The following is a 16511-nucleotide window of genomic DNA, read 5'->3' as shown; positions in this document are numbered from 1 at the left end:
GATCCGCGCCGGCACGCCGGGCATGGCACAGGTAGCCGCCATGCCGGACGCTGTGCAGGTGCGCCTGCGCGATGCCCGGATGGTCCAGCTGGCTGCCCAGCCACGCCCCCACCTGCACGCCCTCCCTCACCTCGGCGGCCACCCGGCAGCCGGCGGGGTCGCAGGCGCGCACCGACAACAGCCGGTGCGCGACATACGGCGGCACCTCGTTGGCCGCCAACCGCGCCGGCATCGCCCCGCGGCGGATGAACACCGGCCCGCCGGCGCGGTATGGCGACGCCGCGGGCGGGTGCCAGTACGGCACCAGCAGCAATTCCTCGCCGGCCGCGGCATCGCGCAGGCTGACGCGACAGGGGAAGCCGCGCGCGCTGTCGGCGATGCGGCGCACGGCATAGCGCGCCGCCAGCCCGGCGTCATCGGGATCGAACAGGGGCTGCAGCGATGCGGGATCGATGCCGGAAAGCACGGAGGCGGCCATGGCGCTCAACGGGAAGCGGGACAGGCGTGCAGGATGTCGCCACGATGGGACCCCGGCCGGCCCTATCCAGACGCGGCATTGCGTCCGTGCGGAAGCGCTGCTCAGTCTGACGGGGAGCTGCGCCGCTTGGCGCGCGGATGCGCCGCGTCGTAGACCTTGGCCAGGTGCTGGAAATCCAGGTGGGTGTAGATCTGGGTGGTGGCGATGTCGGCATGGCCAAGCAGTTCCTGCACGCCGCGCAGGTCGCCGGACGACTCCAGGATGTGGCTGGCGAAGCTGTGCCGCAGCATGTGCGGATGCACGTGCTTGAACAGCCCCTGGCGCTGCGCCAGCTGCTTGATCCGGATCTGCACCGCGCGCTGGCTGATCGCGCCGCCACCGCGGCCGGGGAACACCGGGCCGTCGTTGCCGCCGCCACTGTCCTTGCGCCACGCCAGCAGTGCCGCCAGCGCGTGCGAACCGACCGGCACGGTGCGCTCGCGGTTGCCCTTGCCGTGCACCAGCACCATCGCGCTGGCCAGGTCGATATCGCGCCAGCGCAGCGCGCACAGCTCGCTCAGGCGCAGGCCCGAGGAATAGAACAGTTCCAGCAGCGCGCGGTCGCGCAGGCCCAGCGGCGCGTCGGTCGGCAGCTCGACCAGGCGCACCGCCTCGTCGGCATCGAGCACCTGCGGCAGCTTGCGCGGCGCCCTGGGCGCGCGCAGCCCGGCCGCCGGGCTGCTGCCGATCGCGCCGCGCTTGAGCAGCCAGGCGTAGAAGCTGCGGATCGCCGACAGGCGCCGCTGCAGGCTGCGCGGCGACAGGCCGCGGCGGTGCCCGGCGGCGATGAATGCGCGCAGCTGGTCGGTTGCCAGCGCCAGCGGTTCGCCGGCCCCCTGCGCATCGCACCACTGCGCCAGCGCCGCGAGGTCGCGCCGGTACGCATCGAGGGTGTGCGCGGACATGCGCCGCTCGACCTGCAGGTAGGACAGGAAAGCTTCGACGGCGTCCATCGCCGCGGCCACCTCAGCCGGCGCGGAACCGCTGCAGCGCCACCACCAGCGATTCGCCCATCATGCGCAGGAACAGCGTGCCCATGCCGGGATAGAAGCGGTTGGGGTCGTGGCTGCCGACGGCGATCAGGCCGACCCCCGGCAGCGGCAGCAGCGCGGTGGACATCACCTCGCCGACCCGCTCGCCATACAGCACTTCGTTCTTCTCCGGCTGCAGGCGGCCGCAGATCGGCTCGCCATCCTGCAGGCAGTCGTGGAACGGCGCCAGCCGCGCGTCGCCGGCGGCGATGACCTGCAGCCATGGCGCCTGTTCCAGTTCCGCCACCGGCTGCAGGCTGACGATGCGCACCAGGTCGCCGGCGAAGTCCTCCTCCAGCGACGCGGCCATCGCGCGCAGGGTGTCGGCGGCGTTGCCCTGGCGCATCAGCGCCAGGGTCAGCTGGTGGGTGCGCACCGCCAGGCGCTCGTTGACCTGCGCGTTGGTGCCCAGCTCGACCAGCCGCCGCGACAACTCGCGGTTCTTGTCGCGCAGCACTTCCAGCTGGTAGCTGGCCAGCGACGCGGTCGGGCCGTCATCGCGCGGCACCACCAGGGTCAGCGCCAGGTCGGGGAACTGCTTGAGGAAGGTTGGATGACGCCGCAGCCAGGCCGCGACTTCATGCGCGCCGATCTTCTCCAGGGTTTCGTTCATCCCATCCACTCTCCATCGAATACGAAGGCCGCCGGGCCGGACATCACGATCTGCGCGTCATCGGCCGGCCACTGGATGCGCAGGTCACCGCCGGGCAGCGACACCACGGCATCGCGCGCCAGCCGGCCGCGCTGCATCAGCACCACCGCCGCGGCGCAGGCGCCGCTGCCACAGGCCAGGGTCTCGCCGACGCCGCGCTCGAACACCCGCAGGCGGATATGCCCGCTGTCCAGCACCTGCGCGAAGCCGACGTTCACCGACTCCGGGAACGAGGCATGCTGCTGCAGCAGCGGGCCGATCCGCTCCACCGGTGCGGCGTCGATCAGGCCCACTTCCAGCACCGCGTGCGGGTTGCCCATCGACACCGCGCCGAAGCGCACGTTCTCGCCCTGCAGCGGCACCACGTATTCCTCGCGCGCGCGCGGGAAACCGATCAGCGGAATCGACGCCGGCGCGAACTCGGGCCGGCCCATCGCCACCGCGTAATGCCCGGCGTCCAGCCGCTGCACGACATGCGTGCGCAGCGGGCTGTCGATCAGGAATTCCTCCCCCTGCGCCGCGCCGTCGCGTACCAGCCAGGCGCCCACGCAGCGCGCGCCGTTGCCGCACTGCTGGGAGGTGGAGCCGTCGGAGTTCCAGATCCGGTATGAGGCCACCGAGCCGGCGGCGCGCGGCGGCTCGATGGTCAGGATCTGGTCGCAGCCGACGCCACGGTGGCGGTCGGCCAGGCGCGCGGCCAGCCCGGCATCGGGCGGTGGGGTGCCGTCACGCAGGTCCAGCACCACGAAATCGTTGCCGGCACCGTGCATCTTGCTGAAACGCAGGCGCGGCGCGGCCGCCCTATTCATGGTCGTGGCCGTCGGCCTTCGCGTCCTGTGCGGGGCCGTCGGCCGGCGGCTGCGGGGCGGGCTTCACTTCCTGCTCTTCCACCGGCACCGGCTTCTGCGGCATCACCAGCGGCCCCTTGTTGCCGCAGGCGGTGAGGACCAGCAGCGCACAGGCGGCTGCAACGAGCATCGGAAGGCGGGACGTCTTGTTCATGGCCCGAGTATATCCACTCGGCGGTCAACACAGCCGCGCGCCCACGCACCCGGGCTCACTCTGCCGGCGGCAGCGGGCGCGTCCACAGCCAGGTGCAGACGCAGGCCATGCTGCCGATCGAAATCCCCTTCACCCAGGCCAGCGGCACGCACCACAACATGATCAACGCGCAGGCCAGCATGGTGAGGGTGGCCATCCATTTGCCACTGCGGCTGACCGCGCCGTGCGCCTGCCAGTCGGCGATGGCCTTGCCGAAGCGCGGATGCGACAGCAGCCAGCGGTGCAGCCGGGCGGAGCCGCGCGAGGCGGCCCAGGCCGCGATCAGCACGAACACCGTGGTCGGCAACCCCGGCACGAAGATGCCGACGATGCCCACCCCGAGGCTGGCATAGGCCAGCAGCCACCACGCCCAGCGCAGGCGTGGCGGGCGCGGTCCGCGCGGGGTGGGCGGCTCCGGCACGTACGCCGCTGCCGTCAGTGCGCCACGTCCAGCTGCGACAGCACGAACGCGTAGGCCTCGGCCAGCTCGTGGTAGCGCTGGAAGCGGCCGGACTTGCCGCCATGGCCGGCTTCCATGTTGGTGCGGAACACGATGGGATGGGTGCCGGTGTTGACGTCGCGCAGGCGCGCCACCCATTTGGCCGGCTCCCAGTACTGCACCTGCGAATCCCACAGCCCGGTACCGACGAACAGCGCCGGATAGGCCTGCGCCCGCACGTTGTCATAGGGCGAGTAGCCGAGCATGTAGTCGTAATACGGCTTCTGCTCGGGGTTGCCCCACTCGTCATACTCGTTGGTGGTCAGCGGGATGCTGGCGTCAAGCATGGTGGTGACCACGTCCACGAACGGCACCTGCGCCACCATCACCCGGTAGTCGGCCGGCGCCTGGTTGGCGACCGCGCCCATCAACAGGCCGCCGGCGCTGCCACCGGCCGCGGCCACCCGGTCCTTCGCCGCGTAGCCCTGCGCCACCAGCGCGCGGGTGACGTCGATGAAGTCGTTGAAGGTGTTCTGCTTGCGCAGCAGCTTGCCATCCTCGTACCAGTGCCGGCCCATTTCCTCGCCGCCGCGGATATGGGCGATGGCATAGACCACGCCGCGGTCCAGCAGGCTGACCACGCTCTGGTTGAAATACGGATCCATCGACATGCCGTAGCTGCCGTAGGCGTACTGGTACAGCGCGGCGGTGCCGTCCTTGCGGAAGCCCTTGCGGTAGACCAGCGACACCGGCACCCGGGCGCCGTCGCGCGCGGTCACCCACACCCGCTCGGTCTGGTACAGCGACGGGTCGTAGCCGATCACCGGCTGCTGCTTGAGCTGGCGCCGCTCGCCGGTCTTCACGTTCAGTTCGTAGGTGGTGGCCGGCGTGGTCAGTGAGGTGTAGCTGTAGCGCAGCCAGTCGGTGTCCGGTTCGGCGTTGACCGACAGGCCCATCGAATACGCCGGCTCGTCGGCCCTGACCAGTTCGCTGCGGCCGTCGGCGAACAGCAGGCGCACCCGCTCCAGCGCCTCGGCGCGTTCGGCGATGGCGGTGAAGCCGTCGAACAGCTCGAAGCCTTCCACCAGCACCTGCGGGTCGTGCTTCACCCAGTCGCGCCATTGCGCGCGCGAGGTGGCGCCGTCCGTCGCAGTGACCAGCTTGAAGTTCTTGGCGCCGTCGGCATTGGTCCGGATCACCCAGCGGCCATCGAAATGGTCGGCGTCGTACTCCACGTCGCGCTCGCGCGGCGCCAGCACGGTGAACACCGCCGGGTCGGCGGCCGGCGCGTAGCGCAGCTCGGAGGACACGGTGCTGTCCACGCCGATGGTGATGTAGCGGTCGTCGCGGGTGCGGCCCACGCCCATGTAGAAGCTGTCGTCGTCTTCCTCGTAGACCAGCGCGTCGCTGCTGGCCGGGGTGCCGAGCACGTGCTTCTTCACGCGCACCGTGAGCAGGGTCTCCGGGTCGTTCTCGACGTAGAACAGGGTGCGGTTGTCATCGGCCCACACCACGTTCGGCGACACCCCGTGGATCACGTCCGGCAGCAGCTGCCCGGTGGCAAGGTCCTTGAACCGGATCACGTACTGGCGGCGGCCGACGTCATCCTCGGCCCAGGCCAGCAGGCGGTTGTCCTGGCTGACTTCCATGTCGTCGACGGCGAAGTAGCCCTTGCCCTCGGCCATGGCGTTCAGGTCCAGCAGCACCTCTTCCGGCGCCTGCATGTCGCCCTTGCGGCGGGCGTGGACCGGGTAGTCCTTGCCGGTCTCGTAGCGGGTGTAATACCAGTAGCCGCGCTCGCGGTACGGCACGCTGGCGTCGTCCTGCTTGATGCGGCCGACGATCTCGGCGTAGAGCGCGTCCTGCAGCGGCTTGAGCGGCGCCATCAGCGCATCGGTGTAGGCATTCTCGGCGTTGAGGTAGGCCAGCATCGCCGGGTCCTTGCGTGCGTCGTCGCGCAGCCAGTAGTAGACGTCCTCGCGGACCGCGCCGAACGGCGCCCTGACCTGGTGGGGACGCTTTTCGGCATCGGGGGGGACGGGCGGGGAAGCGGCGGCGGTATTCATCATCAGGCTTGCGACCAACAGGCAAAGGACAGGTTTCACGGCACGGGCTCCATGGACGGACACGTTGCCGCCCGGGCGATGGCCGACAGTGTGCCATGGACGTCGCCGCGGGCACGGCCTGCGCGCGGCGGCCTATGATGGCGGCGATGAACACCGCCGCCCCCACCCCGTCCGGCTACAGCCGGCGCAGCCACGAGATCGCCCCGTTCCATGTCATGTCCCTGCTGGCCCGCGCCAATGCGCTGGAGCAGGCCGGCCACGACGTGATCCACCTGGAGATCGGCGAACCCGATTTCACCACCGCCGCGCCGATCATCCGCGCCGGCCAGGCCGCGCTCGCCGCCGGTCATACCCGCTACACCGCCGCGCGCGGCCTGCCGGCGCTGCGCGAGGCCATCGCCGGCTTCTACCGCGGCCGCTACGGCCTGGAGATCGACCCGGAACGGATCCTGGTGACCCCGGGCGGCTCGGGCGCGCTGCTGCTGGCCTCCAGCCTGCTGGTAGACCCGGGCCGGCACTGGCTGCTGGCCGACCCGGGCTATCCGTGCAACCGCCATTTTCTGCGCCTGGTCGAGGGTGCCGCGCAGCTGGTGCCGGCCGGCCCGGACAGCGGCTACCAGCTGACCCCGGCGCTGGTCGAGCGGCACTGGAACGATGACAGCGTCGGCGCGCTGGTCGCCTCACCCGCCAATCCCACCGGCACCACGCTCGATGCCGCGCAGCTGGCCGCGCTGTCGGCCACGCTGAAGGCACGCGGCGGACACCTGGTGGTGGACGAGATCTACCACGGCCTGACCTACGGCTTCGACGCGCCCAGCGTGCTGCAAGTGGACGACGAGGCGTTCGTGCTGAACAGCTTCTCCAAGTACTTCGGCATGACCGGCTGGCGCCTGGGCTGGCTGGTGGCGCCAGCGGCGGCGGTGCCCGAGCTGGAGAAGCTGGCGCAGAACCTGTACATCAGCGCGCCGTCGATGGCCCAGCACGCGGCGCTGGCCTGCTTCGAGCCGGAAACCATCGCCATCTTCGAGCAGCGCCGCGAACAGTTCCGCCAGCGCCGCGACTACCTGCTGCCGGCGCTGCGCAGCCTTGGCTTCCGCATCGACGTGGAGCCGCAGGGCGCGTTCTACCTGTATTGCGACGTAAGCGCATTCACCGACGATGCGCAGGCGTTCTGCGCGCACTTCCTGGAGACCGAGCACGTGGCGTTCACCCCGGGCCTGGACTTCGGCCACCACCGCGCCCGCCAGCATGTGCGCATCGCCTATACCCAGGACGTGGCACGGCTGCAGGAGGCGGTGACGCGGATCGCGCGCGGGCTGAAACGCTGGAAGGCCCAGCGCCCGGGACGAGGAGCGGGTGAACAGAAGTGAGGGGGAGTCAAAGCAGCCCCACGCCAACCGGCCTGCGCGCGGTGCGTCAGCATGCCAAAGCGCTCAGGGATCAAGTGAATCAACCTGCAGGATCATGGGGACGCACCTCGGGCTCCCTGACTTCCTGCAACGGACCGACATCCACGCGACTCCGCCATCCCTTGAAATACTGTTCCGACATTTTGTTGAGCGTCTCCACGGCCCGAGTTGCAGGCGGACATGATTGACTGACCGCGTCAACGTCGCCTGCCAATGCGCCCGAGTTAAGCCCGGCAATGCATAGCCGGGGGCTGTACGCCGCATTGCCGGCAACCGCCCTTATTTCACGGTCGTACCTCGTCTTGGCACGTACCGCCGCGACATCGTCCCGGTATTGCTCCCGCAGCTTGGCGTAGAGCACTTCCGCCCTGCCTCGCTCATCGACCGGCATGGCGGCATACACCGATCTCATGACAGCCTTGAATGTCGGATCATCACGCTCCGCAGCCAGTGTCAGCCATGCCAGGCCCAGGGGTCGATCCTTCGCGACTCCCTCGCCGTTGAAATAGGCAAGGCCAAGGGAGTATTGAGCGGGCTTGCTGCCCCAGCCCGCGGCGAGCAGCAGAAACTCTTCACCTCGCCGATAGTCACCCTTTTCCCACATCTTGAGGGCAAGGCAATAATTGACTTCTCCGGGTAGAAACCGGTAGACCGCCCCGTTGCACTCCAGGGCTGGCGCCGGATCTTCAGACGCAGATACCGAAGGCTGGGCATGCGCGGCGGCAACCGCCCCTGCAATCAACAGGAGCCACAACGATGGCTTCATATTCACCAGCATATTGCGCCTCCCGTTTCCTACTACCAGGGACATGGAGTGGCATCACGTTTTAGGCGTCGCGCGCATCGAAAACCTGGCTGCGCAGGGCGAACCGCATTGGCCCAGAGTGCCGCACATTGGAAGTGCGATCCAGAGCCGGACAAGCCGACGCCACCTTGCGGTGGCGTCGGCTTGATACCTCATTTACCGCCCAGCTGCTCCCACAGGAAGCTGTAGGCCAGCGCCGACATGTGCGCGGCCTGCGCGTTGTTGGCCGCGCCGCCGTGGCCGCCTTCGATGTTCTCGTAGTAGGTCACGTTCTTGCCGGCGTCGATCATCATGGCCGCCATCTTGCGGGCATGGCCCGGGTGCACGCGGTCATCGCGGGTGGAAGTGGTGAACAGCACCGGCGGGTAGTTCTTCGCCGGGTCGAACAGGTGGTACGGCGAGAAGGTCTTGATGAACTCCCAGTCCGCGGTGTCCGGGTTGCCGTACTCGGCCATCCACGAGGCACCGGCCAGCAGGTGGCTGTAGCGCTTCATGTCCAGCAGCGGCACCTGCACCACCACCGCACCGAACAGCTCCGGATACTGGGTGAGCATGTTGCCGGTGAGCAGGCCGCCATTGCTGCCGCCCTGCACGCCCAGGTGCCTGGCGCTGGTGATCCCGCGCGCGACCAGGTCCCTGGCCACGGCTGCCATGTCCTCGTAGGCCTTGTGCCGGTTCTGCTTCAGCGCGGCCTGGTGCCAGCGCGGGCCGTATTCGCCGCCGCCACGGATGTTGGCCACCACGTACACCCCGCCCTTGTCCAGCCACGCGCGGCCCATGCCGCCGGAATAGGACGGGGTCAGCGAGATCTCGAAACCGCCGTAGCCGTACAGCAGGGTCGGGTTGGAGCCGTCGCGCTTCATGTCCTTGCCGTGCACCACGAAGTACGGCACGCGGGTGCCGTCCTTGCTGGTGGCGAAGTGCTGCTCGATCACCTTGCCGCTGGCGTCGAAGAACGCCGGCATGGTCTTGAGCACTTCCGGCTGCTGGCCGATCTGCGCCAGCGACAGCGTGGTCGGGGTCAGGTAATCGGTGACGGTCATCCACACCGCGTCGCTTTCATCCGGATCCACCGCGCCGACGCCGATGGTGCCGAACGCCGGGGCGCCGACGAAATCGCTGCGGGTCCAGCCATCCTTGCCGTGGGTCAGTACCTGCAGCCGGTTCTTGACGTCATCGAGCACGTTCAACACGACATGGTTGCGGGTCCAGGCGGCGCCGGCCAGCGAGGTGCTGTCGGTCGGCGCGAACAGCACGTCGAACTCGCGCTTGCCGGCCATGAAGTCGTCGAACTTCGTCGCCAGCAGCGAGCCGGCGGCGTAGGTCTTGCCGCCCACGGTCCACGGCTCGCGCAGTTCCAGGGTCAGCCACTCGCGGCGCACGCCCTTCTCGGCCGAATTGGGCGCATCGACCTTGGTCAGCTTGCCGTCGGCACCGAGCAGGAACAGCTCGTTGTTGTAGAAGGCGATGGTGCGGCTGACGAAGTCGCGCTCGAAGCCCGGGGTGTCGTCATGCATCGCCGCGATGTACATGTCCTGCGGCGTGCCTTCGTACACCGGGGTGGCCGCCGACATCGGCGTGCCGCGCTTCCAGCGCTTGACCACGCGCGGGTAGCCGGACGTGGTCATGGAGCCGTCGCCGAAATCGGTGTAGACGAACACGGTGTCCTGGTCGATCCAACCCAGGCCGCCCTTGGCCTCCGGGCGGAAGAAGCCGTCCTTGATCCACTCCTTCTTCGACAGGTCGAACTCGCGGGTGACGTCGGCATCGGCACCGCCGCGCGACAGCGCGATCAGGCAGCGGGTGTACTGCGGGCGCAGGCAGTTGGCGCCGTGCCATACCCAGTTCTCGCCTTCGGCCTTGTTCAGCGCGTCCAGGTCCAGGACGGTCTCCCACAGCGGCTCGGCCTTGCGGTACTCGACCAGCGTGGTGCGGCGCCACACGCCGCGCTCATGCTGCTTGTCCTTCCAGAAGTTGTAATAGTAGTCGCCGATCTTCTCGACGCCGGGGATCTTGGCGTCCGAATCCAGCACCGCGCGGATGCCGGCCTCCATCTCCTTGAACTGCGGGCTCTGCGCCAGCCGCGCCTCGGCCTTGGCGTTCTGCTCCTTCACCCACGCCAGCGGCTTGTCGCCGGTGACGTCTTCCAGCCAGGCGTATTTGTCCTGGCCTTCATCGGCGGCCATGGCGGCTCCGGACAGGCTGGCGGTGAACAGGCCCGCGGCAAGGCAGGCGGAAGAGAGTCGGGACATGATGGCTCCATGCGGTCATAGGCCGCGCACGCTAGCACAGCCGCCCTGCGGGCTTCCCCTGTCGAAGGTCAGGCCGCGCGTACCGCGGCGGCCGGGCGCGCCCGGCGCAGGCGCCGCGCCTGCGGCCGCTGCCGGCTGCCGCTGCGTTGCCGCCGGTTGCGCCAGGCCGCGGGCAGGCGGAACCGGTACAGCGCCCACCATGCGCTCAACGGCATGCCCAGCAGCCACAGCGGCAGCCAGCCGATCCAGGCATTGCTGCCGCGCATGGCCGGCCACACCAGCACCAGGGCCAGCCCCGCGAGCGCGGCCTGCCTGACGCAGCGCAACACGCGCGGATCGGGATGTTCGACGGAAGTACGGCGGGACGAGACGGCCATGACATGCTCCGGTAACGGGTTCGGGCGCATGCTGCCGGGCATCCATCTCAGGGGGTGCGACCGGGCATTGACGCATCCATCGCCGCCCATCGAACATGCTGGCGTCATCCACCACGGCGCTCCACTCCGCAATGCGACCCATTCCCGCGTTCCTGTCTGCCTTGTTGCTGAGCCTGACCCTGCCGCTGGCGCCGGCCCTCGCACAGGACGCCGCGGCGGCCGCCCCCCAGGCCGAGGGCATTGCCGACGGCCCGATCGACCTGCAGCGGTTCATGGGACGCTGGTACGTGATCGGACGGGTGCCGAACTTCGTCGAGCGCGGGCATGTGGCCAGCGTCAACACCTACACCCTGCGCGGCGACGACCGGGTCTCGATCCGCTACCAGTACCGCGATGGTTTCACCGCGCCCGAGGAGGAGCTCGACCTGCGCGCGCGGGTGGACGAGGACAGCGGCAACCGCCGCTGGCGCACCTGGTTCTACAAGGTGGTGCCCACCCACACCCGCGTGCTGGAAGTGGCGCCGGACTATTCCTGGGCGCTGATCGGCTACCCGGGCCGCGAAATGGCGTGGATCTTCGCCCGCGAGCCGGACATGGACGCCGCGCTGTACCGGCAGCTGGCGTTGCGCCTGCGCGACCGCTACGAGGTCAACACCGACAAGCTCAAGCGGGTGCCGCAGCATCCGTCGCAGGTCGGCAGGCTCGGCTTCGAGGTGCCCAACCGCGACTGAGCGGCGCCGCCGGAGCCGGCGGCTTTGACCTGCGTCAATCGCCGCGCGCCGGCCGCGGCCTAGCATGGCTGTCCTTCGACCGGGACAACGCCATGCCCAATGCCCCTGCCCGTCCTTGCGCTCCCCGGCCGGCGCGGCGGCGATGAACGCGCAGCTGCAGCGCCGCGGTACGCCGGCGCCATGACGGGGTCAAGCGCGCCGGCGTTGCGGCGCGGGCGGCGTCAGTCGTAGTTGCTCAGCGCCAGCGACAGCAGTGCCTTGGCCTGCTCGCGCAGCGACTGCGGCTCGACGATCTCGGCGTCCGAGCCGTAATGCAGCACGTCCATCAGCAGCTCGCGCGACACGCTGTACGGCACCTTCAGCTCGTAGCGCCCATCGGCCAGGAACCGGCCCTGCTGCTTCGAGTGCCAGTGTTCGTCGGCCACCCAGCGCGCGGCCTTGGCGCTGAACAGGATGGTCGCCCAGCCCTTGGGCGCACCGGAGAAGATGCCGTAGCCGGCACCCAGCTGCGCGTCCAGTTCGCCATCGTCGATGTCGCGCGCGGCCTGGTCGATCACCCGCGCCTTGTGGATGCGGTCCACGGCGAAGCTGCGCAGCGCCTCGCGGCCATGGTCCCAGGCATCCAGGTACCAGTTGTCGCGGTAGTGGGTGATGCGCTGCGGCGAAACCGTGCGCCGGGTGACCTCGTCGGTGGAACGGGCGCGGTAATCGAAGGACAGCTGGCGGCGCTCGAGCACACCCGAAGCCACCGTGCGGAAGCTGGCCTCGTCGAGCTTGCGGCCACGGTGCGGGATCACCCGCACCCGCTCCACCGGCCACGACGAGGCACCGGCCTGGGCCGCCAGCAGGCCCTCGATGCGCTGCTGCAGCGGTGCCAGCACCGAGGACAGCACGCCGCCGCCGGTACGCGCCAGCAGGTGCTGGGACGCCAGCAGCGCGTGCAGTTCCTCCGAGCTCAGCCACAACCCCGGCAGCTCGAACCGGTCGCTTTCCCCGCTCTGGTAGCGGAAACCGGCCTCGCCATCGCCCTCCACCGGCGCCATCAGCGCATCGCGCAGGAAGGCCAGGTCGCGGTAGACCGTGGCCCGTGAACAGCCCAGTTCTTCCTGCAGGCGCGCCACCGTGATCGGATAGCGCGCGGACTTGAGCAGGCGATGCAGTGCGTTGATGCGTTCGTAGCGGTCCATGGCCCGATTATGTCCGACTCGGAGGTGAATGGCGCGCGGCGGCCGCGGCGCCAGGCTTAACCGCGGGTCAAGCGCCCCCGGGCGGCGGGCGGGGGCGGCGGGGCCATCCGGTATCATGAAAACGGTTCCCGTTCCCGCCTTCCCTGGAGACTTCCCGATGTCCCTGCGCGTTTCCCTGCTCCTGCCGTTGCTGCTGTGCGCCCCCATGGCGTGGGCGGACGATGCCTCCGACCCCGCCGCGATGACCTCGCCGTGGAGCGGCAGCGGCGGCGAACTCGGGTTCGCCTCGGCGCGCGGCAACAGCACCACCGAAAGCCTCAACGGCCGCCTGAAGCTGCGCTACACCGACGATGACTGGGTGCACAGCATGGACCTGTTCGGGCTGCGCTCCAGCGCCGAGTACAAGCAGACCGCCGACGACGGCAGCACCTACCGCAAGCGCCAGACCACCGCCAACCGCTATACCGCCGGCGCCGGCAGCGCGCTGCAGCTGGGCGAACACCGCCAGCTGACCGCCACGGTGCGCTACGAAAGCGATGATTTCGCCACCTATGACCGCCAGGGCAGCTTCGGTCTGGGCTATGGCACCCGGCTGATCGACGGCGAACGCCTGGTGCTCGATACCCAGATCGGCCCCGGCGTACGCCGCTCGCACAACTCCGAGACCGACGAGAACCGCACCGGGCTGATCGGCCGCGGTCTGTTCGACCTCAAGTTCGGCCTCACCGACAACACCGACCTGGTGAACACCCTGCTGGTCGAGTCCGGTTCGTACAACACCTTCGCGCAGAACGATTTCGGCGTTTCAGTGGCGATGAACCGCCATTTCGCGCTCAAGGCCGGCTGGCAGGCCCGCTACAACAGCGACGTGGCCGAGGACAAGCGCAAGACCGACACCCTGGCCACGATGAACGTGGTCTACAGCTTCAAGTAAGAAGCCGGGAACGGGGAACAGGAAGACCGGCAGCGGCCGCCGGAGGAGCGCCTGCGGCGCGCCACGGCCACGCGCCACCCGTCCATTCCCCGTTCCCTTTTCCTGTTTCCCGCCTCAGCGCAGCAGTTCGCCGGCGCCGCCGTCCAGCAGTTGGCGCGCGACATCCCGGCCCAGCGCTTCCGGATCGTTGCCCGGGCCCTGCCCCTGCGCGCGCACCGCGCGCCCGTCGGCGACACCGCCGACCAGCCCCTGCAGCCACAGGTCCCCGCCGCGCCATTGCGCCAGCCCGGCCACCGGCACATGGCAACTGCCGTCCAGCGCGCGGTTCATCGCCCGCTCGGCTTCCACGCAGGCGCGGGTAGCGGCGTGGTCCAGCACCGCCAGCAATGCGATCACGTCGGCGGCATCGGCGCGGCATTCCACCGCCACCGCCGCCTGCGCCGGCGCCGGCAGCCACTGCGGCGGGCGCAGCCGGTCGCGGATCCGCGCCCCCAGCTCCAGGCGCTCGAGCCCGGCGCAGGCCAGGATGATGGCGTCGTAATCGCCGGCGTCGAGCTTGGCCAGGCGGGTGTTGACGTTGCCGCGCAGGTCGCGCGCCTGCAGGTCCGGGCGCAGCGCGCGCAGCTGCGCCTGGCGGCGCAACGACGAGGTGCCCACCACCGCGCCATGCGGCAGCGCGTCCAGGCTGGCATGGCGGTTGGAGACGAAGGCATCGGCCGGATCGGCGCGTTCCAGGATCGCCGGCAGCGCGAACGGCGCGTCCAGTTCCATCGGCACGTCCTTGAGCGAATGCACCGCGCAGTCGGCCTCGCCGCGCAGCATCGCCAGCTCCAGTTCCTTCAGGAACAGGCCCTTGCCGCCGATGGCGGCCAGCGAGCGGTCCAGGACCTCGTCGCCGCGGGTGCTCATCGGCACCAGTTCGACCACCAGGCCGGGGTGCGCCTGGCGCAGGCGGGCGGCGACGTGTTCGCTCTGCCACAGGGCGAGCGGGCTCTTGCGGGTGGCGATGCGCAGCATGTTCATGGCGCCATTATCGGCGCAGGACTCACGTGCCGGCCAGTTCCGCCTTCAGCGCCGCCACGCAGCGACGGCTGACCTCCAGCGGCTGCGCCACCCCGCGCAGCACCGCCTGCACCTGCCCGGCCGCGGTCCGCCGCAGTTCCTGCAGGCGTTCGCGCGAGACCAGGCAGTTGCGGTGGATGCGCACGAAGCGGGTGCCGAACTCCTCCTCCAGCGAACGCAGCGATTCCTCGATCAGGTCCTCGCCATGCACGTGGTGGACCACCACGTACTTCTCCTCGGCCTGCAGGTAGAGCACGTCCTCCAGCGGGATCACCCGCAGGTTGCCGCGCAGCCGCGCGCACAGCACCCGGCGCCCGCCCGCGGCAGCGGCCGCCGCCGCGCCGCCACGCCCGGCCAGGAAGGTACGCGCGCGCTCCAGCGCGGCCGCCAGCCGCTCGGCGCGCACCGGTTTCATCAGGTAATCGATGGCCGCCGCCTCGAAGGCCGACAGCGCGTGCGACTCGTAGGCGGTGCAGAACACCACCGCCGGGCGCGGTTCCAGCCGCGCCAGTTGCCGCGCCACGTCCAGGCCATCCATGCCGGGCATGGCAATGTCCAGCAGCACCACGTCCGGCTGCGCCCGCGCGCAGGCCTCCACCGTCGCCTGGCCGTCGCCGGCCTCGGCCACCACCGCCACCCCGGCATGCGCGGACAGCAGCATCCGCAGCCGTTCGCGCGCCAGCGGCTCGTCATCGGCAATGAGCACTTTCATCGCCACTCCCCTGCCCTGCATTGCTCCCCGGATGACGCATGGTAGCCAACCCCGGCACGGACCGGCAGTCACCGGCCGGCCGCACCGCGCCGGGCCTCAGCCGCGTGCGAACCGTGCCTGCAGCCAGTCGCCCAGGGCCTGGATTTCCTCGGCGCAGACCTGGTGGGCCATCGCATAGCGATGCCATTCCACCCCGAACCCCAACCCCTTGAGCACCTGCAGGCTGTGTTCGGCGACCTGCACCGGGATCACCGGGTCGGCGCTGCCGTGGGCCATGAATACCGGCTGCGCGGTGGCGCCTTGCACAAGCTGCGCGGCGGCGGCATCCACCTCCGGCAGGTAGGTCGACAGCGCGACCAGCCCGGCCAGCGGCGCCTGCTGGCGCAGGCCGGCGGACAGGGTGATGGCGCCGCCCTGCGAGAACCCGGCCAGCAGGATGCGCTCGCGGGCGATGCCACGCGCCTGCTCGCGCGCGATCAGCGCCTCGACCTGGGCCACGGACTCGGCCACGCCGGCTGCATCGGCACGGCTGCGGAAATCCAGGCTGACGATGTCGTACCACGCACGCATCGGCATGCCGTTGTTGATGCTGACCGGGCGCTTGGGCGCATGCGGGAACACGAAGCGGATCGCCGGCCAGTGCGGCCGCACCAGCTCCGGCACGATCGGCGCGAAGTCATGGCCATCGGCGCCCAGCCCGTGCAGCCAGATCACCGACCACGCCGGCACCGCGCCGGTTTCCTGTTCCACTGTTTCCAGCATTGCATGCAACTCCAAGGGACCGGGGCGCATTATGCCTGCGCGGGCAGAGCAAACTCCTGCCGTCTGCCGTTGCTGTTGCTGTTGCTGTTGCTGTTGCTGTTGCTGCGCCCAGCTTTGACTTCCCCGGCCGTAGAGCGAGCCGAGCACCGCAGCGGGACAGGGGGCGAAGAGGCGCACGTGTCTGAGCGAAGCGAGTTGTGCGCCGTCCCCCTGGCACGCGAGGAGCGCAGGGAACCGGCGGGCGCAGCCCGGCGGATCGCGTCCCGGCCCGTGTTTCTTTTGGCTACCTTTTCTTTGCACGAGCAAAGAAAAGTAGCTCGCCCCCCGAAGGGGGGCGAAAGCCTTTGATCCTGATTCTGTCCCTGCTGTGGCTCCCCCTGATCGCCAAAAGCGAAAGACCCGGGCATCTGCGCCAAAGCGACAACCAAAAGTTGGTAAATCAAGCAATCCAGAGGCAAAGCGAGAAGCGAAAGCTTGAAAGCAGAGCTTTCGCCCCTGCTTCGCAGAAGCGAGTTACTTCTCTTTGCTCGTGCA

The 16511-nt window shown here is 69.6% G+C and carries 16 protein-coding genes and 1 pseudogene; 3 read left to right on the top strand and 14 right to left on the bottom strand.

What is annotated here, in order from left to right; all coding sequences use genetic code 11:
- Positions 1–73: 73 nt before the first annotated feature.
- The 7 genes and pseudogenes from ACJ7VY_RS02670 to ACJ7VY_RS02640 all read right to left on the bottom strand — a co-directional run.
- Positions 74–478: pseudogene (locus tag ACJ7VY_RS02670) on the bottom strand (DUF1203 domain-containing protein); the annotation flags it as partial.
- Positions 479–579: 101 nt separating this feature from the next.
- Entirely contained in the window at positions 580–1470 is an 891-nt protein-coding gene (gene xerC, locus ACJ7VY_RS02665; RefSeq protein WP_313249328.1) for a tyrosine recombinase XerC, read from the bottom strand.
- A gap of 13 nt (positions 1471–1483) precedes the next feature.
- A complete protein-coding gene (locus ACJ7VY_RS02660) occupies positions 1484–2161 on the bottom strand; it encodes a DUF484 family protein (protein WP_409476310.1) in 678 nt (225 codons plus the stop codon).
- Positions 2158–3009 carry a diaminopimelate epimerase gene (gene dapF, locus ACJ7VY_RS02655; protein ID WP_293762212.1) on the bottom strand — a complete coding sequence of 284 codons (852 nt, stop codon included), beginning with the start codon at positions 3007–3009 and terminating at the stop codon, positions 2158–2160. The genes ACJ7VY_RS02660 and dapF overlap by 4 nt, the downstream gene beginning before the upstream one ends.
- Positions 3002–3202, bottom strand: coding sequence for an LPS translocon maturation chaperone LptM (lptM, locus tag ACJ7VY_RS02650; RefSeq protein WP_104938012.1), 201 nt, complete (start codon positions 3200–3202; stop codon positions 3002–3004). Before lptM ends, dapF begins: the two co-directional genes overlap by 8 nt.
- 55 nt (positions 3203–3257) lie before the next feature.
- Complete coding sequence (locus ACJ7VY_RS02645; RefSeq protein ID WP_409476309.1) at positions 3258–3662, bottom strand: YbaN family protein; 405 nt, start codon at positions 3660–3662, stop codon at positions 3258–3260.
- A 14-nt stretch (positions 3663–3676) separates the two neighbouring features.
- A complete protein-coding gene (locus ACJ7VY_RS02640; RefSeq protein WP_409476308.1) occupies positions 3677–5785 on the bottom strand; it encodes a S9 family peptidase in 2109 nt (702 codons plus the stop codon).
- 107 nt (positions 5786–5892) lie between these two features.
- Between ACJ7VY_RS02640 and ACJ7VY_RS02635 the strand changes: the two genes are divergently transcribed.
- The gene (locus ACJ7VY_RS02635) at positions 5893–7116 is read left to right on the top strand and encodes a pyridoxal phosphate-dependent aminotransferase (RefSeq protein WP_409476307.1); all 1224 of its coding nucleotides are present in this window, start codon (positions 5893–5895) and stop codon (positions 7114–7116) included.
- A gap of 79 nt (positions 7117–7195) precedes the next feature.
- Here ACJ7VY_RS02635 and ACJ7VY_RS02630 read toward each other — a convergent pair whose 3' ends face one another.
- The 3 genes from ACJ7VY_RS02630 to ACJ7VY_RS02620 form a co-directional block, all read right to left on the bottom strand.
- On the bottom strand, positions 7196–7966 hold the full coding sequence (locus tag ACJ7VY_RS02630) for a tetratricopeptide repeat protein (RefSeq protein WP_240213326.1): 771 nt from the start codon (positions 7964–7966) through the stop codon (positions 7196–7198).
- Between the two features lie 146 nt (positions 7967–8112).
- On the bottom strand, positions 8113–10212 hold the full coding sequence (locus ACJ7VY_RS02625; protein ID WP_409476306.1) for a prolyl oligopeptidase family serine peptidase: 2100 nt from the start codon (positions 10210–10212) through the stop codon (positions 8113–8115).
- 68 nt (positions 10213–10280) lie between these two features.
- Complete coding sequence (locus ACJ7VY_RS02620) at positions 10281–10589, bottom strand: hypothetical protein (RefSeq protein WP_104938009.1); 309 nt, start codon at positions 10587–10589, stop codon at positions 10281–10283.
- Positions 10590–10720: 131 nt separating this feature from the next.
- Between ACJ7VY_RS02620 and ACJ7VY_RS02615 the strand changes: the two genes are divergently transcribed.
- Positions 10721–11320, top strand: coding sequence for a lipocalin family protein (locus ACJ7VY_RS02615; protein ID WP_104938008.1), 600 nt, complete (start codon positions 10721–10723; stop codon positions 11318–11320).
- A 221-nt stretch (positions 11321–11541) separates the two neighbouring features.
- Here ACJ7VY_RS02615 and ACJ7VY_RS02610 read toward each other — a convergent pair whose 3' ends face one another.
- On the bottom strand, positions 11542–12507 hold the full coding sequence (locus ACJ7VY_RS02610; protein ID WP_104938007.1) for a helix-turn-helix transcriptional regulator: 966 nt from the start codon (positions 12505–12507) through the stop codon (positions 11542–11544).
- A 157-nt stretch (positions 12508–12664) separates the two neighbouring features.
- Here ACJ7VY_RS02610 and ACJ7VY_RS02605 point away from each other — a divergent pair, with 157 nt between their 5' ends.
- Positions 12665–13441 (top strand): YdiY family protein, encoded by a 777-nt coding sequence (locus ACJ7VY_RS02605; RefSeq protein ID WP_104938006.1) that lies wholly within the window; start codon positions 12665–12667, stop codon positions 13439–13441.
- Positions 13442–13555: 114 nt separating this feature from the next.
- Here the strand turns inward: ACJ7VY_RS02605 and hemC are convergent, their stop codons facing one another.
- The 3 genes from hemC to ACJ7VY_RS02590 form a co-directional block, all read right to left on the bottom strand.
- Positions 13556–14464, bottom strand: a complete 909-nt coding sequence (gene hemC, locus ACJ7VY_RS02600; protein ID WP_313256540.1) for a hydroxymethylbilane synthase — start codon at positions 14462–14464, stop codon at positions 13556–13558.
- A 22-nt stretch (positions 14465–14486) separates the two neighbouring features.
- Positions 14487–15215, bottom strand: a complete 729-nt coding sequence (locus ACJ7VY_RS02595; protein WP_409476305.1) for a LytR/AlgR family response regulator transcription factor — start codon at positions 15213–15215, stop codon at positions 14487–14489.
- Positions 15216–15311: 96 nt separating this feature from the next.
- A complete protein-coding gene (locus ACJ7VY_RS02590; protein ID WP_312348862.1) occupies positions 15312–15977 on the bottom strand; it encodes an alpha/beta hydrolase in 666 nt (221 codons plus the stop codon).
- Positions 15978–16511 lie beyond the last annotated feature (534 nt).

This window comes from Stenotrophomonas sp. Y-13, assembly GCF_046267925.1.
Lineage (GTDB): Bacteria > Pseudomonadota > Gammaproteobacteria > Xanthomonadales > Xanthomonadaceae > Stenotrophomonas > Stenotrophomonas acidaminiphila_A.
This window is presented reverse-complemented; position numbering and strand designations above follow the sequence as displayed.

Bases quoted from the DNA above. Each gene is read 5' to 3' on its own strand.
- ACJ7VY_RS02610 (WP_104938007.1), bottom strand. From the start codon at position 12,507: ATGGACCGCTACGAACGCATCAACGCACTGCATCGCCTGCTCAAGTCC.
- lptM (WP_104938012.1), bottom strand. From the start codon at position 3,202: ATGAACAAGACGTCCCGCCTTCCGATGCTCGTTGCAGCCGCCTGTGCG.
- ACJ7VY_RS02630 (WP_240213326.1), bottom strand. From the start codon at position 7,966: ATGTCCCTGGTAGTAGGAAACGGGAGGCGCAATATGCTGGTGAATATG.
- ACJ7VY_RS02620 (WP_104938009.1), bottom strand. From the start codon at position 10,589: ATGGCCGTCTCGTCCCGCCGTACTTCCGTCGAACATCCCGATCCGCGC.
- ACJ7VY_RS02605 (WP_104938006.1), top strand. From the start codon at position 12,665: ATGTCCCTGCGCGTTTCCCTGCTCCTGCCGTTGCTGCTGTGCGCCCCC.
- dapF (WP_293762212.1), bottom strand. From the start codon at position 3,009: ATGAATAGGGCGGCCGCGCCGCGCCTGCGTTTCAGCAAGATGCACGGT.
- ACJ7VY_RS02615 (WP_104938008.1), top strand. From the start codon at position 10,721: ATGCGACCCATTCCCGCGTTCCTGTCTGCCTTGTTGCTGAGCCTGACC.
- ACJ7VY_RS02625 (WP_409476306.1), bottom strand. From the start codon at position 10,212: ATGTCCCGACTCTCTTCCGCCTGCCTTGCCGCGGGCCTGTTCACCGCC.
- ACJ7VY_RS02590 (WP_312348862.1), bottom strand. From the start codon at position 15,977: ATGCTGGAAACAGTGGAACAGGAAACCGGCGCGGTGCCGGCGTGGTCG.
- ACJ7VY_RS02635 (WP_409476307.1), top strand. From the start codon at position 5,893: ATGAACACCGCCGCCCCCACCCCGTCCGGCTACAGCCGGCGCAGCCAC.
- ACJ7VY_RS02660 (WP_409476310.1), bottom strand. From the start codon at position 2,161: ATGAACGAAACCCTGGAGAAGATCGGCGCGCATGAAGTCGCGGCCTGG.
- hemC (WP_313256540.1), bottom strand. From the start codon at position 14,464: ATGAACATGCTGCGCATCGCCACCCGCAAGAGCCCGCTCGCCCTGTGG.
- ACJ7VY_RS02595 (WP_409476305.1), bottom strand. From the start codon at position 15,215: ATGAAAGTGCTCATTGCCGATGACGAGCCGCTGGCGCGCGAACGGCTG.
- xerC (WP_313249328.1), bottom strand. From the start codon at position 1,470: ATGGACGCCGTCGAAGCTTTCCTGTCCTACCTGCAGGTCGAGCGGCGC.